Here is a 14928-nt window from a genome sequence, read left to right as displayed (position 1 = left end):
GAGTCGTTGGTCGCAGTGAGTGGCAGGCGCAGCGCTGCCGGGGGGTGTGCTGGAACGGCCGGTGACCGGGGTGTGATGGGCCCGACCTGCCTGCACGGGCGCGGCGACGTGCGAACGGGTGGGCATGGGTAACTCCTGACGAGGTGGAATATCTGAACTAGTTCTGATGTAATGGTAGGTATGAGAAAGTCGCCGGCTACCACCACGTTCTCCGACTTCTTGCGGGCACCGAAGGAGGTACTCGGCGTTCTCGAGGACAGTGGTGAGGTGGTGCTGACGCGTCGGAACGCTCCGGCTTTGCGGTTGACCCAGGAATCGGCGAGCCGCGCGGAATTGAGCACCCTCGGCGTGGTCGGGCAACTCTTCGCTGCTTCCCTGGACGAGGCGGCGCTCGATCGGGTCGCCACCCGCCTTGCGGTGGCATTGCCGTGGATCGGGTTGCTGCCGGCGGGGTTGCACGCGGAGTTCATCGCCGAGTTCCAGGACACCGCGCGGGCCTGCATCGCGGTGGCCCGCTTCGATCGGCTCGCGATTCTGCTCGAGGCGTGGCAGGCCACCGCGGAGGCGTATGCCGACCCGCGCCCGACCGCCGACGGCTCCGATCTGGAGTATCTCGACGTTCCTGAGGTGGTCACGGAACCGGGCCTCGACGCGTGAGCAGGAAGGGGGAAGCGGTCCCTCGTCCGATCAAACGTGCCGAATGGCAGCTGGTGTTCGCCACGCGTGATGCGGAGAAAGGGTGGACCGGTCTGCTGGCCACTGCCCGCAACGCCACGGTCGACGCGTGGGACACCCTGACCCGGGAACCGACAGTGCAGACGCCGCGGCTGTATCAGCTCAAGGGCGACTACGCCTATGGGAGGTACAACGGACGTAACTTCGCCCGCTACCAGTACAAAGTGCCCAACGGCGGGCGGATCTGGTTCTTCCTCGATCCGGCTCCGAGGGGTGACAAGGTCGCCGGCCGGGTCCTGCTCGAGCGCTGCGAGCCCGGGCACCCGAAAGAAACCGAATAGGCATGGCTTCTTTGTCGAGTCGGATTCCGGGTGATGGGCTGAGAGTGGTGGCGCCCACCCAGCCCAGGCGCTGGTGAGCGCTCGATCGGAGCTATCGGATGGAGGATCCGATGCCGAGGCCGCCGTCGACGTCGAGGACGATGCCGCTGACGTAGCCGGCGGCGGGGGAGCAGAGGTAGGCGGCGGCTTCGGCAATGTCGGTGGGGTCGCCGGTGCGTTTTTGGGGGACTTTGGAGACGAGTTTGTCGCGGGCGGGTCCGTTCATGGAGGCGAGCATGGGGGTTTCGATGAGTCCGGGGGCGATGGCGTTGGCGGTGATGCCGTCGCGTGCGGCTTCGAGGGCGATGGTGCGGGTGAGGCCGACGATGCCGGCCTTGGCGGCGACGTAGTTGGCTTGGCCGAAGTTCCCGCGCCAGCTCATCGAGCTGAACGAGACGATCCGTCCGTAGGTGCGGGCGCGCATGTGTGGCAGGACGGCTTGGGCGCAGAGGAAGGTCCCGGTGAGTGAGACGTCGATGACGGCGTGCCAGTCCTCGACGGTGATCTTCTCGATCCGGTTGTCGCGGATGATGCCGGCATTGTTGACCAGGGCGTCGATGCGTCCGTGGGTGTCGGCGATGGTGTCGACCCAGTCTTGCACCTGTGGGGCGGAGGCGACGTCGACGGGGTGGCTGGTGGCGGGGCGGCCGTAGCGGTCGGTCAGCTCGGCGGCCAATGTTTGTCCGGCGGTGTCGTTGATCTCGGCGATCGCGACGGTGGCGCCTTCGGCGGCGAACCGGTGTGCCATGGCGGCACCGAGTCCTTGTCCTGCGCCGGTGACGAGTACGACCTGATCGGTGTAGCGGTTCATCGTGTTCCTGTCGGGGCGGGGTGGAAGTTGGTGGTGGTCCTGCCGTGGAGGAAGTCGTTCAGGGCGGCGGGGACGTCGCTGGCCTGCCAGTGGGTATCGAAGGCGTCGAGTTCGTGAGCGAGGCCGCGTGTTTCGTCGAGGCCGGTGAGGTCGGCGAGCAGCGTTTTGTAGGCGTGTTGGGCGGGGCCGGCGTGCTCGGCGAGTTCGGTGGCGGCGGCCAGGGCGGCGGTGTGGAGGTGTTCGGGTTCGACGACCGCGTGTAGCCATCCGGTGTGCGAAAGTTCGGTCGCCGGGAGCAGGGCACCGGTCAGAGCGAGCCAGCGGGCCGTGGAGTCGCCGACCTTGCGGGGCAGGCGCACGCTGGCGCCGCCGGCGGGGAGGAGGTTGTTCCGGACGTGGCCGTCTCCGATGAGCGCGGTGGGGGTGGCGATGGCGACGTCGCAGGCGAGTGCGAGTTCGAGTCCGCCGGCGACGGCGTGCCCGTGGATCGCTGCGACGATAGGCAACCGGCTGGCCTCGAGTCGGGTGGCGAGGGCCGAAACCTTGCGCAGGAAGCCGAGTGGGGTCTGCCCGCGGGAGTGCAGGTCCAGAAAGTACTGGAGGTCGGCGCCGGCGCAGAAGCTTTTGCCGGCGCCACTGAGGACGACGGCTCGGGTGTCGCGGTCGGCCTCGGCGTCGGACAGCGCGGTGTCGAGTGCTTCGACCAGGGTGTCGTTCAATGCGTTTCGCCGGTCGGGGCGGTTGAGGGTGAGGATGCGGGTGGGGCCGTGCTGGGTCACGACCAGTGGTGAGGGAGTGTCGGTCATGAGTGTGCTTCCTGTCGGGCCAGTTCCGCTCGGCGCTGCTGGCGGAGCTGGGCCCGTTGAATCTTTCCGCTCGGGGTCTTGGGGAGGGTGTCGACGAAATGCACCCGGCGCGGGTAGGCGTGGGCGGCGTACTTGGTCTTGACCCACTGCTGCAATTCGCGGACCAGATCCTCCTCGTCGGCGGTGGACTCGGGTTTCCGGATGACGAAGGCCTCGATCACTTCACCGCGGACTTCGTCGGGTGCGGCGACCACGGCGCACTCGCGCACGGCAGGGTGTTGCGCGAGAACGGATTCGATGTCGAAGGGGCCGATGCGGTAACCGGCCATGATGATGACGTCGTCGTCGCGGGAGGAGAAGTGCAGGATTCCGTCGGTGTCGATGTGTGCGGTGTCGCCGGTGAGGAAGTAGTTCTTGTCGGTGGTGAATCGGCCGGCGTCGCCGCGTCCGGCCGCGTATTCGGTGAAGGTCATCAGCGGGCTGTCGGCGACCACCACCGCGAGCCGCCCGACGGTGCCGGCGGGTGCGGGCTCGTCGCGGTCGTTGTCGAGGACGGTCAGCGTCCACCCGGGCAGCGCGACCCCCATGGCCCCTGCGACCACCGGTACCCCGAGGTCGGGGTGATGCGGAAATCCGGCGGGCATCCCGAGTTCGGTCTGTCCGTAGTGGTCGTGCACGAGCAGGCCGAGTTCCCTCTCGGCCCACAGGTTGACCTCGGGGGTGAGCGGTTCACCCGCGCTCGAGAGGCGGCGCAACGCGAGTGTGTCCGGACGAGTCAGTGTTTCGGCGCGCAGGCCCCGGTACACGGTCGGCGCTGCCGCGTAATCGGTGACCTGCAACTGGGAGAGCACATCCCAGGTGGAGGCGGCGGAGAAGCCGCCGCGGGTCAGGATGGTGGGAACTCCGGCGGCCAACGGCGCGATGACCGCGGTGTAGAGCCCGTACGCCCATCCCGGGTCTGCCGCACACCAGAACACGCTGTCCTCGCTGACGCCGAGTGCGAATTCGAGGTAGCTCTGCCATCCGGCGATATAGCGCACGGGATGGACGACGCCCTTGGGCGTGCCGGTGGTGCCGGAGGTGAACATGTGCACCAGCGGGCCGTCGCCACCGACCGAAACGGACGGCCGGGCGTCGGTGCTCACCGATGCCAGGGCCGCGGTCAGACCGTCCTCGTCACCGCCGGCCACCAGCACGTCCCAGTCATCACTGGTAGCGACCTTGGGCCGGTACTGTGCGTCGACGACAACCAGCTTGGTGTCCGAGTTAGCCAGGCGGGAGGTCACGGCGTCCTCGGCGAACGCCGTGAACAGTGGGACGTAGACGGCTCCGACCCGCCAGATGCCGAGCAGGACGGACACCAGGTCGGTGCCCTTGCCCATCAGGCTCGCCACGCGATCGCCCCGGCCGATCCCGCGATCGGTGAGCACCTGCGCGAAGCGGCGAGACGACTCGGCGAGGTCACCATAGGTCAGCCGTGTGGTGGACAGATCCTCGTTCACGACCGTGAGTGCCAGGGACTCGGGTGGGTGCCGATCACACAGTAGCCACGCCACGTTCGCGTCCTCGCCGGAATACGAGGAAAGGATCTCGCGTACTCGCGCGTCGATCTCGACAGACACGACAACTCCTAGCGGGTAATCTTCAGGGTAATTAAGTACCTAGCAATGTACCCAAGGTGTGCCGGGAAGGGAAGCCCTGGATTCGAGGGGTCCGGGATTGTGGAACACTCGACCGCATGGCACGTGCAGGAGCGACGCCGAACCGCGCGACGTTGAACACCCCGCGGCGTCGGCGCGTCGATACCGCCCGCAGGGACGAACTGCTCGCGCGGATCGAGGAGATTTTCCTGACGGAGGGGTTCACGTCGGTCACCGTCGACGACCTGACTCAGCGTTTGCGGTGCTCCAAGGCCACCCTCTACAGCGTGGCGTCGACAAAAGAACAACTTGTCATTGCCGCCACCAAACACTTCTTCGGCGCCGCCGCGGACGAGATCGAAGCCGCCGTTGCCGACGAGTCCGATCCTCGTAAGCGGATTACGACGTATCTCGGTGGTGTCGCGTCGGCGATGCGCCGGAACTCGCGGGCGTTTTACGACGACATGGTTTCGTACGCACCGACGGCGGAGATTTACGGCCGCAATACCGCACAGGCCGCGCAGCGGGTGCACGAATTGATCGACGAGGGCGTCGAAGCCGGGCACTTTCGCGCCACCGACGCCGCATTCGCCGCCCAGTTGGTGGCATTGGCAATCGACGCCGTCCAGTCCGGCGTGCTCCTCGAGCGCACCGGCCTGTCCGCCGCCGATGCCTTCGGCGAGCTCGGCGACCTCTTGCTCCACGGCTTGCTGCGCACCGACTGAGGGCGTTCACCGGCGGAACCTGCAAACTCCGGACTACCAATCAATCCGGATACCCGCCTTCTAGTGGCCGTCGATCCCCTCGAGCAGTCCGTGGATCGTGGCTGTCTCGGCGCGTTCTTCGGTGTCGTCGAACAGCGGCCGGATTCCTCGAGCGGCCATGATCTGATCATTGCTGGCCCCGGCGGCGATCATGGGCCAGACCAGGGCGTCGTCACCGACGATGAAGTCGATGACGACGGGGCGGTCGTTAATTTCGCGGGCTCGAGCGATCACCGCGTCGACGTCCTCCTCGCGTTCGCAGCGCAGCGCGACACACCCGAGTGCCTCGGAGAGCTGCACGAAGTCGGGGATGCGGCGCGAATGGGTGGCCAGGTCGACGTTCGAGTACCGGCCGCCGTAATGAATTTCCTGCAGTTGTTTGACCATGCCGAGGTTTCCGTTGTTGATCACGGCGACCTTGATCGGGATGCCCTCGATCGCGGCGGTGGCCAGTTCCTGGTTGGTCATCTGGAAGCAGCCGTCGCCGTCGATCGCCCACACCTCACGGTCGGGTGCACCGAGTTTCGCGCCCAGCGCCGCCGGCACCGCATAACCCATCGTGCCGAGGCCGCCCGAATTCAGCCAGGTGCGCGGCTTTTCGTAGCTGATGTAGTGTGCGGCCCACATCTGGTGCTGGCCGACTCCGGAGCAATAGATCGCATCAGGACCGGCGGCCTTGCCGAGAGCCTCGATGACGAACTCCGGTGACAGGGCTCCATCACGTGGGCGGTCGTAGCTGACGGGGTAGGTCCGGCGAATCCCGTCGAGGTAGTCGCGCCAGTCGGTCAGGTCGATTGGTCGGCCTTGGTCTCGGCGGGAACGTATCGCGTCGATCAGTGCTGTGATGGTCTGCTTGCAGTCACCGACGATCGGCACGTCGGCGAATCGGTTCTTGCCGATCTCGGCGGGGTCGATGTCGGCGTGGACGACCTGGGCGTCGGGCGCGAACGAGGCCGCTTCGCCGGTGACGCGGTCGTCGAACCGGGCACCGAGCGCGATCAGCAGGTCGCTCTTCTGCATAGCGGCGACCGCGGCGACGGTGCCGTGCATGCCGGGCATCCCGTAGTGCAGGCGGTGGCTGTCGGGGAACGCTCCGCGGCCCATCAGCGTCGTCACGACGGGAATCCCGGTCAGCTCCGCGAGCAGTGCCAGCTCGACCGACGCCTCGGCCTTGATCACACCCCCGCCGACGTAGAGGACAGGCGCCTTCGCGGCGGCGATGAGGTCGGCGGCCGCACGGATCTGCTTGCCGTGTGGTTTGCCGACCGGCCGGTAGCCGGGCAGGTGAGTCGCCGGCGGCCAGGAAAAGGTGGTCGTGGCCTGAAGGACATCCTTGGGGATGTCGACGAGCACCGCGCCGGGCCGCCCGGTGGCGGCGATGCGGAACGCCTCCGCGAGGGTGCGGGGGATGTCTTTGGGGTCGGTGACCAGGAAGTTGTGCTTGGTGATCGGCATGGTGATACCGCAGATGTCGGCTTCCTGGAAGGCGTCGGTGCCGATCATGCCGCGTCCCACCTGTCCGGTGATCGCCACGACCGGCACCGAGTCCATCTGCGCGTCGGCGAGCGGGGTGACCAGGTTCGTCGCGCCCGGCCCGGACGTGGCCATGCACACCCCGACCTTGCCGGTGGCTTGGGCGTACCCCGTGGCGGCATGTCCGGCGCCCTGCTCGTGGCGCACCAGGACGTGACGCAGCCGCTGGGAATCGATCAGCGGGTCGTACACCGGCAGGATCGCCCCGCCCGGGATACCGAAGACCACCTCGACGGCGAGCGCTTCGAGTGAGCGCACCACCGCTTGGGCGCCGGTCACCCGGATCGGGTGGTGTTCGGGGAGGGCAGTGGCTGCTGCGGCAATCCGGCTGGGCGGCTCGCTGTCGTACATCGCCGGGACGGTTCGCTGCGGAGCGGAGACAGAAGATTGCACAAGAAGTCCTCGAGTCGGATCCGTGCTGCACATGGTGCACGGTTTGCGGTTACGGGTCGGACCCCGCCGTTTACGATGCGTCGAAAACCGTGCGGCGGTGTCGTTGTCCGGGTCTCCGGCCTCGTGAGCTCTCCCGGTAGGCGATCGAGAAACGGCGTGTCTTTCTCGTGCCTGCGTGATCTCAGTCAAGCAGCGAGCGGCGGATCCGGCAACCAGCACCGATGAGAGTGAGCAATCTGCACGCCGACGTTGATGCTGATTCGGATCCCGGTTGTCATCCTGCCCACCGGTGACGTTGTCGGCCGAAATCACCCGGCCAACCGGGAACGAGTAATCCACCGAAGATGTTCGTGGAGAGACTCTCTCGCAACGATGTAACCCGGAAACCGGTGGCCGCCATTGTGGGGCGGCCACCGATGTGTATCACACGGCCACCCGTGTCACCGCGGCAGTGCCCGAAGCCGGGCGGGCGAGTTTGCTGGAGCAGAAGTCCCGCAAGTATGTCCGGGTCGCGAAGTCGACGTCGTTGATCAGGGTGGACGTCACCATCGTGAGAAGGCGTTTGTAGAACACGACTGGGGTGATGCCGAACTCGGGGAGGATGTATTCGTCTCCTCCGCCGAATCGGGACCATTTGGTGGCGAACGCCAGCATTGCCTTATCGTCTCGGGTCATCATCTCTCCTTGCCGTCCCCCGAGGGTGTGCTGTGTCCTGTCAGAGATCGTTTGGGGTGAAGCCGTTTTCGAGTCGGTTCTTGACGGTGGTGAGGAAGCGGGCGGCGTCGGCACCGTCGACGATGCGGTGGTCGTAGGAAATCGACAGGTACGCCATCGACCGCACGTCGATGCGGAGCTCACCGTCCTGCCGCGTCGGGATCAGCCGCTCGACCACTGCACCGACACCGAGGATGCCGGTCTGTGGTTGGTTGATGATGGGGGTGTCGAAGAGCGCACCCCGGCTGCCGGTGTTGGTGAGGGTAAACGTGCCGCCGGATAATTCGTCTGCGGTGATCTTTCCGGTGCGCACCTTCTCGGCCTTGTCCGCGATCGCCCGGGCCAGCCCCTCGATCCCGAGATTCTGGGCATCGCGGATCACCGGCACCATCAACCCCTTCTCGCTGTCGACGGCCATGCCGAGGTGGCAGTGGTCGTAGTAGGTCACCTCGGTGACATCGGGGTTCAGTGAGGCGTTGAGGACCCGGTGCTCGGTGAGCGCGTCGACCGCCGCTTTGGCGAAGAACGGCAGGAACGACAGCTTGAGTCCGGTGCGCGCGAGGAAGTCGTCCTTGTGGGCGGCCCGCAGCCGGGCGACCGCGGTGACGTCGACCTCGAGGACCGTGGTGAGCTGGGCCGAGGTCTGTAGTGACTCGACCATCCGCTGAGCGATGGTGCGCCGTATCCGCGGCAGCTTCTCGGTGACGGAGCCGGCCGCAGCGGCCTGCTCCCGCGGCGCGGGGGGTGCGGGCGTGGGTTCCGGGGTGGGTTCCGGTTTCGGCGCCGGGGGAACGGTCGACGCCGAAACCGGAGGCACCGCGGCTGCGGTGGGTGTCGAAACCGCAGGGGGTGCCTGAACTGGAGGAGCCGGCGAAGCGTGTGTCGGTGCGGCGGCCGCACCGTCCGACGAATCGGTGATGACGGCGAGCTCGGCGCCGACTGTCACTACGTCGTCCTCGTCGGCGAGGATGCGCTGGAGAATTCCGCCGACGGGGGACGGTATTTCGGTGTCGACCTTGTCGGTGGCAACCTCGAGCAGTGGTTCCTCGGCCTCGATGCGGTCGCCGGGTTGTTTGAGCCACCGGGTGATAGTGCCTTCGTCGACGTTCTCCCCGAGCGCCGGCATCCGCACCGTGGTGCCTTCGAGTTGTTCGGTTGTCATGGTCTGGTGTGCTCCTGGCCTGTGGGCGTGCGGGTCTCGGTGATCAGGGGAGGATGTCGAGCGACGCGCGGACGATGCTGTCGGTGTCGATGCCGTGGTAGCGGTACACGTCGTCGAGGGAGCCGACCTGCCCGAACTTGCTGACCCCGAGGCAGGTGCTGCGCACGTGGTTGATGCCGGCGAGGAATGCCAGCGTGTGCGGATGCCCGTCGAGGACGGTGACGATCGGGGTCGCGCGATCGGCCGGGAAAAGTTGGTCGAGGATCCAGCTGTCACCGGGTCCACGGCCCTGCCGTGCCTGGATCGCTTCGAACAGCAACCCGGGGCTGGTGACGCAGACGACGTCGGCCGGGATGCCCTGTTCGGCGAGACGATCGGCGGCCGCGAGGGCTTCGGTGATCATCGCGCCCATGGCGACGATGGTGACCTGGGCACCGTCCCGGCGCACCAGCGGATACCCGCCGGCCACCACCTGCCGGCGGCGGCGTTCGCGGGCCGCCGGGTCGGTGGGCACCGCGGCCAGGGTTTGATCGACGGGGCGGGTGGACAGCCGCAGGTACGCGGAGGTGCCGTCGGGGCGGCCGAGCCGGCCGATGCTGGCCAGCAGGGTCCACTCGGTGTCGATCGCGAAGGCCGGTTCGTAACTGATGCACCCGGGCTGTTCCAGCCCGATCGACGGGGTTTTGATCGACTGGTGCGCACCACCTTCGGCGGCCAACGTGACACCGGAGGGGGTGCCCACCAGAATCGACTGGCCACCCGCGTAGATGCCGTAGGACCAGGGTTCCAGCGCCCGTTCGACGAACGGGTCGTACATCACCCCGATCGGGAACAGCGGTTGTCCCCACCGGCTCCAGGTGGCGCCGAGTTCACCCATCAGTCCGACCAGGTTGGTTTCGGCGATGCCGAGTTCCATGTGCTGCCCGGTGGGCCGCTCATTCCAGTGCATGATGGTCTCGCGGTCGTCGTCGAACCAGTTGCGGCGCTCGGCCGCGGACCACACGCCGACCTTGTTGACCCATCCGCCGAGGTTGGTCGTCGAGCTCACGTCCGGGCTCACGGTGACCACCCGTTTCGCGGCCTCCGGCGCCTCGCGGGTCAGGTCCAGCAACACCCGCCCGAGCGCGGCCTGGGTGGTGGCGGTGCCCTTGGGGGTGCGGCCGATGTCGGTGGGAATCGTCAGCGCGGGCGCATTCTGGACCGGCTCCCGGCGCAGCCGCTCCGCGTTGCTCGCGCACCGCCTCCCCGCCGCGGAGTCGGCGGCGAACCGGCCCCACGGCTTCGCCGCGTCCATGCCCAGATCGGCGGCGAGCGAGGCGTATTCCTCGACCGACAGCAGCGAGGAGTGGTTCTGCGGGTGTCCCTGAGTGGGCAGCCCGTATCCCTTGATGGTGTAGGCGATGATCACCGTGGGCCGGGTGTCGTCGATCTGCCGGTACGCGGCGGTCAGCGCGGACAGGTCGTGCCCGCCGAGGTTGCGGATGGCCGCAATCAGGGTGGCGTCGTCGAGGCCGGCGATCAGGCCGCTGATCTCGGTGCTACCGGGGCCGTCGCCGGGCAGGCGGGTGCGGACCTCGTCGGCGCTGCACCGCAGCAACCGCTGGTATTCCGGGTTGGGCATGTCCAGGATCCGGGTGCGCAAGGCCTGCCCACCGGGGCGGGTGAACAGTTCTTCGAGCAGCTTGCCGAATTTGACGGTGATCACCTGCCAGCCGGCGGCGTCGAACATCTTCTCCAACCGGTTCGCGGCGATGTTCGGAATCACCCGGTCCAGGGATTGCCGGTTCAGGTCGACGATCCACACCACCTCGCCGAGGTCGGCGATACCGGGATCGAGGATTGCTTCCCAGACGGCGCCCTCGTCGAGTTCGGCGTCTCCGACGAGGGAGTACTGGCGGCCGGTGCCGGCCCCGCCGGTGGTGGTCTGTACGTAGCGGCGGGCCATGGCGCCCCAGATCGGGGCGGTGGCGCCGATGCCGACCGAGCCGGTGGAGTAGTCGACGGTGTCGGGGTCCTTGGACCGGCTGGGGTAGGACTGCAGGCCGCCGAATTCGCGCAGGGTGGTCAGGTACTTCTCGTCGAGTTCACCGAGCAGGTAGTTGATGCCGTGCAGCACCGGGGAGGCGTGCGGCTTGACCGACACCCGGTCACCCGGTTGGAGCTGTTCGAACCACAGCGAGGTCATGATCGAGACCATCGACGCACAGGACGCCTGGTGACCACCGACCTTCAGGCCGGTGGGATTGGGCCGGATCCGGTTGGCGTGATGAATCATCGAGGTGGAAAGCCACAACACTCGCTGCTGGATCGCTTCGAGTGTCTCCAGGTCCACCGAACCGCCGGCTTCTGCGACGGGGGTCGCGGTCCCGGGGGCGACGGGCAGGGTGTTGTGCATCGGATTCTCTTTCCTCACATGTGCGAATCGCTACGGACGAGCGCAACTACAAGAACAGCTCCGACGGGGTGGCCGAGGAGCGATCCGCTCGACCGGTGACGGGTGCGTGCGGTCGGATGCGGTTTCGGAATGCGGCGGTGCTGGTCTGGTCTGACCGCCGCCCACCTGTTATAACAGTGGATCAGGAATTTGCCGCCTGCGCAATAGTCGGTGTCGAGAATGAGCAGAATGCACACCGGCCGGGCACTCGAGGGAAGGTGGAATTGGCACAATGCCAAGCACGCACAAAGCGGACCAGATCGATGCCCGGTTACTGCTCGCGCTCGCCGAGTCGCCGCGGGCCACGACCATCGCCCTGGCGGACCGGATAGGACTCTCACGCAACACCGTTCAGGCCCGGTTGGGCAAGCTCGACGACTCGCACGCGCTGCGCACATTCGAGCGTCGCATCGACCCGGCGATCCTCGGCTACCCGCTGCAGGCGTACATCCTGACCAACGTCACCCAGCGCAAACTGGCTCGTGTCGGGGCGGCGCTCGACGGAATTCCCGAGGTGCTCGAGGTCCTTGGCCTCAGCGGTGTCGCGGATCTCCTCATCCACGTCGCCGTCCGGAACGCCGACGATCTGTATCGGGTGGCGGGGGACATCCTCGGAATCAAGGGGGTCAAACGCACTACCACCGCCTTGGTGATGCGCGAGATGGTCGACTACCGGATCGCGCCGTTGGTCGACAAGCTCATCGACTGACACCGGTCGGTCCACGCCCGGACCTGCGCCGACCTGGTGTTATAACATGTCATTGAAGGGTGACACGATGGCGAAGAGACGGAGATGGTCGTGACAACGAGCACGAGAAACCCGCAACCACTGGTGCGGTCGCTGACTCCGACCTCCGTTCCCGAACAGGTCGCCAAGGAAATCCGGCGTTCGATCCTCTCCGGTGAACTCCGTCCAGGGCAGACGTTCTCGCTGCGGGAAATCTCCGGGCAGCTCGGGGTGAGTTTCATCCCGGTCCGGGAAGCACTCAAAGAGCTCGAAGCGCAGGGTTTGGTGGTGACCCGCCCCGGGAAAAGCGCGATGGTCGCCCCGCTTTCGCACGACGACCTGCACGGTATCTATCGGCTACGACGACAGCTGGAACCGGAAATCGCCGGCCGCGCCTGCAAAATGCTCGCCGATTCCGACTTGCGTCGCCTCGACGGCTACGTGGCCGTGTTCGGCGACGAAAGCCTCGACCTCGACGACATCTACCAAGCACACCACGCCTTCCACTACGAGCTGCTCCGGCCCGCCGCCACCGCATGGGACCTGCGCGTGCTGGGTGGCCTGTGGCACGCCGCCGAACGGTATGTCCGGCTGGCATTCTCGGGCCGTGAAGCGGACCCGGACGAGCACGAGCGGCGAGGACATGCGCATTCGGAGATACTCACCGTCGTGCGCACCCGCAATATGAGGAAGGTCGCCGCGGCGACACGGCAGCACCTCGACGACAACGAACAGATCGCGCTGCGCGCACTCGACCCGATAGCGCCCTGAACACTGCCGGCTCGGCATGTTCACGTTTGTTCTGTGGCGGCCGAGACACCTGCCTCGGCCGTCACAGAGTCCTCAGGTGAGCGTGGAGGTTTCGGCGCGGTGGTGCGCAAACCGCTTCGCGTAGTCGATGTACCAGTCGAGGGCGTCGGTGTTGGCGACGGTGGCACGGTTGATCGCGGTCTCGGGGGCTATTCCCTGAATCAGTTTCTTGACGGGAATCTCGAGCCGCTTGCCGGTGCGGGTGGTGGGGATCGCAGGCACGTCGATGATTTCGTCCGGTACGTGCCGGGGTGAGGCCTCCCGGCGGATCGTGGTGCGAATTTTCTCCACGAGTGCCTCGTCGAGGTCGTATCCGTCGCGCAGTACCACGAACAGCGGCATGTGGTAGCCGCCGTTGGGTAGTTCGGCACCGATCACGAGGGCCTCGGCGATCTCGGGAAGCGCTTCGACGGCCTGGTAGATGTCCGCCGATCCCATCCGGACACCGCCGCGGTTGATCGTCGAGTCCGATCGACCGTGAACGACGCAACCGCCGTCGGCTTCAATGGTGATCCAGTCGCCGTGCCGCCACACCCCGGGATATACCTCGAAATAGGCGTCCCGGTACCGAGTTCCGTCCGGGTCGTTCCAGAAGTAGATCGGCATCGACGGCATCGGTGCGGTGATCACCATTTCCCCGACCTCCCCGACGACCGCTTCACCGGCCTCGGTCCAGGCCTGCACATCGACCCCCAGGTAGGGGCCTTGCAACTCACCCACCCGAACCGGGGAGAGCGGGTTGGCGCCGATGAAACCGGTGGCCACGTCGGTGCCGCCGCTGTCCGATCCCAGGTGCACATTCGGACTGACCGTGTCGTAGATCCACCGCCAGGTGGTGTCCGGAAGCGGTGAACCGGTCGACATGATCGACCGCAATCCTGACAGGTCGAAGTCGGTCCCGGGCTGGGTGCCGGCCTTCTCACACAACGTCAGATAGGCGGCACCGGTGCCGAATCGCGTGGCCTCGTAGCGGGCGCAGATCTCGAATTGGTGGTCGGGTCGCCCGAAAGTGGGGCTGCCGTCGTAGGTGACGATCGTCGCGCCGGTGACCATGGCGTCGACGAGCATGTTCCACACCACCCAGGCGGTGCTGGCGGCGATGAATACCCGATCGGTGGGGCCGAGGTCGTAGTGCAGCGCGTTGGCTTTGAGGGCTTCGAGGAGGATTCCGCCGTGCGAGTGCACGATGCCCTTGGGTAGGCCGGTGGTGCCGGAGCTGTACAGAATCCACAGCGGATGATCGAAATCCACCTGCTCGTACTCGGGTTGGGCGTTCCCGGCGACCACAACGGCGTAGTCGGCGATGCTCTGCCGGTGCGTTCCCTCGTAGGTCAGCCCGATGTTGTCGACCATGATGGCGTGCCGCACGGTCGGGAGCTGGTCCAACAGGGCGGAGAACACGTCCCGGCGGTCGACGCGTTTGCCGCTGAACTGGTAGCCGTCCACCCCGATCAGCACGGTCGGCTCGATCTGCGCGAACCGGTCGACCAGCCCTTTTACACCGAAGTCCGGTGCGCAACAGGACCACACCGCACCGACGCTGGCCGCGGCAAGCACCGCGACGACGGTGGGCGCGATGTTCGGCAGCATCGCGGCGATCCGGTCGCCGGGGCGCACCCCGATCTTCCGGAAGTGCGCGGCGAGGTTGGCGACCTGTGCGACCAGGTCGGCGCGCGAGAGTTCGCCGGTGGTCCCGGTTTCGTCGACCGAGATGATCGCGGGCCCGGCCTGATCGGTATGGCGAAGCAGGTTTTCGGCCCAGTTCAGCCGGCTGCCGGGGAACCACCGGGCCCCGGGCATCTTGGGGTCGGCGAGTATCGTCTGCGGTGGCGCCGAGGTGATGACGTCAAAGTACTCCCAGATCGAGAGCCAGAACTTCTCGAGGTCGCTGATCGACCAACACCACAGCGAGTCGAAGTCGGTGGTGGAGACATTCTTCTCCGCCGCGAGCCATCGTTGGTACCGGCTCATGTTCGAGGCGAAGACCCGCTCGGGCGGCGGGGTCCACAACACTTCACGTCCTGGCGCGGTCATAGTTGGTGCGTCCTTTCCGGCTCCCGCCGCCACGGGCAGACGGCG

General features: G+C 66.7%; 13 protein-coding genes. 5 read left to right on the top strand and 8 right to left on the bottom strand.

Annotation, left to right across the window (positions count from 1 at the left end; all coding sequences use genetic code 11):
* Positions 1-180 precede the first annotated feature (180 nt).
* Together L1080_RS25145 and L1080_RS25140 are read left to right on the top strand one after the other, a co-directional pair.
* Positions 181-657, top strand: a complete 477-nt coding sequence (locus tag L1080_RS25145; protein ID WP_250766472.1) for a hypothetical protein — start codon at positions 181-183, stop codon at positions 655-657.
* Entirely contained in the window at positions 654-1016 is a 363-nt protein-coding gene (locus L1080_RS25140) for a hypothetical protein (RefSeq protein WP_250766457.1), read from the top strand. The genes L1080_RS25145 and L1080_RS25140 overlap by 4 nt, the downstream gene beginning before the upstream one ends.
* 91 nt (positions 1017-1107) lie before the next feature.
* Here the strand turns inward: L1080_RS25140 and L1080_RS25135 are convergent, their stop codons facing one another.
* From L1080_RS25135 to L1080_RS25125, 3 genes are read right to left on the bottom strand one after another with little or no spacing between them, the layout of a single operon-like run.
* A complete protein-coding gene (locus L1080_RS25135; protein WP_250766453.1) occupies positions 1108-1866 on the bottom strand; it encodes an SDR family NAD(P)-dependent oxidoreductase in 759 nt (252 codons plus the stop codon).
* Entirely contained in the window at positions 1863-2672 is an 810-nt protein-coding gene (locus tag L1080_RS25130; RefSeq protein ID WP_250766450.1) for an enoyl-CoA hydratase/isomerase family protein, read from the bottom strand. Before L1080_RS25130 ends, L1080_RS25135 begins: the two co-directional genes overlap by 4 nt.
* Positions 2669-4294, bottom strand: a complete 1626-nt coding sequence (locus tag L1080_RS25125; protein WP_250766447.1) for an AMP-binding protein — start codon at positions 4292-4294, stop codon at positions 2669-2671. The genes L1080_RS25130 and L1080_RS25125 overlap by 4 nt, the downstream gene beginning before the upstream one ends.
* Positions 4295-4410: 116 nt before the next feature.
* Between L1080_RS25125 and L1080_RS25120 the strand changes: the two genes are divergently transcribed.
* Complete coding sequence (locus L1080_RS25120; RefSeq protein ID WP_159918611.1) at positions 4411-5037, top strand: TetR/AcrR family transcriptional regulator; 627 nt, start codon at positions 4411-4413, stop codon at positions 5035-5037.
* A gap of 60 nt (positions 5038-5097) precedes the next feature.
* Here the strand turns inward: L1080_RS25120 and L1080_RS25115 are convergent, their stop codons facing one another.
* From L1080_RS25115 to L1080_RS25100, 4 genes are all read right to left on the bottom strand, one after another.
* Positions 5098-6960 carry an acetolactate synthase large subunit gene (locus L1080_RS25115; RefSeq protein WP_250766444.1) on the bottom strand — a complete coding sequence of 621 codons (1863 nt, stop codon included), beginning with the start codon at positions 6958-6960 and terminating at the stop codon, positions 5098-5100.
* Positions 6961-7425: 465 nt separating this feature from the next.
* Complete coding sequence (locus tag L1080_RS25110; protein ID WP_159918613.1) at positions 7426-7677, bottom strand: DUF3263 domain-containing protein; 252 nt, start codon at positions 7675-7677, stop codon at positions 7426-7428.
* A 40-nt stretch (positions 7678-7717) separates the two neighbouring features.
* Complete coding sequence (locus L1080_RS25105) at positions 7718-8878, bottom strand: 2-oxo acid dehydrogenase subunit E2 (protein WP_250766441.1); 1161 nt, start codon at positions 8876-8878, stop codon at positions 7718-7720.
* Between the two features lie 43 nt (positions 8879-8921).
* The gene (locus tag L1080_RS25100) at positions 8922-11273 is read right to left on the bottom strand and encodes a transketolase-like TK C-terminal-containing protein (RefSeq protein WP_250766439.1); all 2352 of its coding nucleotides are present in this window, start codon (positions 11271-11273) and stop codon (positions 8922-8924) included.
* A gap of 271 nt (positions 11274-11544) precedes the next feature.
* On the opposite strand from L1080_RS25100, the gene L1080_RS25095 reads away from it, so the two are divergent.
* The gene (locus L1080_RS25095; RefSeq protein ID WP_250766436.1) at positions 11545-12021 is read left to right on the top strand and encodes an Lrp/AsnC family transcriptional regulator; all 477 of its coding nucleotides are present in this window, start codon (positions 11545-11547) and stop codon (positions 12019-12021) included.
* Positions 12022-12105: 84 nt separating this feature from the next.
* Positions 12106-12810, top strand: a complete 705-nt coding sequence (locus L1080_RS25090; RefSeq protein ID WP_250766433.1) for a GntR family transcriptional regulator — start codon at positions 12106-12108, stop codon at positions 12808-12810.
* Between the two features lie 72 nt (positions 12811-12882).
* Here the strand turns inward: L1080_RS25090 and L1080_RS25085 are convergent, their stop codons facing one another.
* A complete protein-coding gene (locus L1080_RS25085) occupies positions 12883-14883 on the bottom strand; it encodes an acetoacetate--CoA ligase (protein WP_250766431.1) in 2001 nt (666 codons plus the stop codon).
* Positions 14884-14928: the final 45 nt, after the last annotated feature.

Source organism: Rhodococcus sp. MSC1_016, assembly GCF_023667485.2.
Taxonomy (GTDB): domain Bacteria; phylum Actinomycetota; class Actinomycetes; order Mycobacteriales; family Mycobacteriaceae; genus Rhodococcus_F; species Rhodococcus_F oxybenzonivorans.
Note: the sequence above shows the minus strand (reverse complement) of the source record. Positions and strands in the feature narration are given on the sequence as shown.

What these genes read in the sequence shown, in the direction of transcription:
- L1080_RS25100 (WP_250766439.1), bottom strand. Translation starts at nt 11,273, where the DNA reads ATGCACAACACCCTGCCCGTCGCCCCCGGGACCGCGACCCCCGTCGCA.
- L1080_RS25145 (WP_250766472.1), top strand. Translation starts at nt 181, where the DNA reads ATGAGAAAGTCGCCGGCTACCACCACGTTCTCCGACTTCTTGCGGGCA.
- L1080_RS25095 (WP_250766436.1), top strand. Translation starts at nt 11,545, where the DNA reads ATGCCAAGCACGCACAAAGCGGACCAGATCGATGCCCGGTTACTGCTC.
- L1080_RS25105 (WP_250766441.1), bottom strand. Translation starts at nt 8,878, where the DNA reads ATGACAACCGAACAACTCGAAGGCACCACGGTGCGGATGCCGGCGCTC.
- L1080_RS25120 (WP_159918611.1), top strand. Translation starts at nt 4,411, where the DNA reads ATGGCACGTGCAGGAGCGACGCCGAACCGCGCGACGTTGAACACCCCG.
- L1080_RS25090 (WP_250766433.1), top strand. Translation starts at nt 12,106, where the DNA reads ATGGTCGTGACAACGAGCACGAGAAACCCGCAACCACTGGTGCGGTCG.
- L1080_RS25085 (WP_250766431.1), bottom strand. Translation starts at nt 14,883, where the DNA reads ATGACCGCGCCAGGACGTGAAGTGTTGTGGACCCCGCCGCCCGAGCGG.
- L1080_RS25115 (WP_250766444.1), bottom strand. Translation starts at nt 6,960, where the DNA reads ATGTACGACAGCGAGCCGCCCAGCCGGATTGCCGCAGCAGCCACTGCC.
- L1080_RS25110 (WP_159918613.1), bottom strand. Translation starts at nt 7,677, where the DNA reads ATGACCCGAGACGATAAGGCAATGCTGGCGTTCGCCACCAAATGGTCC.
- L1080_RS25135 (WP_250766453.1), bottom strand. Translation starts at nt 1,866, where the DNA reads ATGAACCGCTACACCGATCAGGTCGTACTCGTCACCGGCGCAGGACAA.
- L1080_RS25130 (WP_250766450.1), bottom strand. Translation starts at nt 2,672, where the DNA reads ATGACCGACACTCCCTCACCACTGGTCGTGACCCAGCACGGCCCCACC.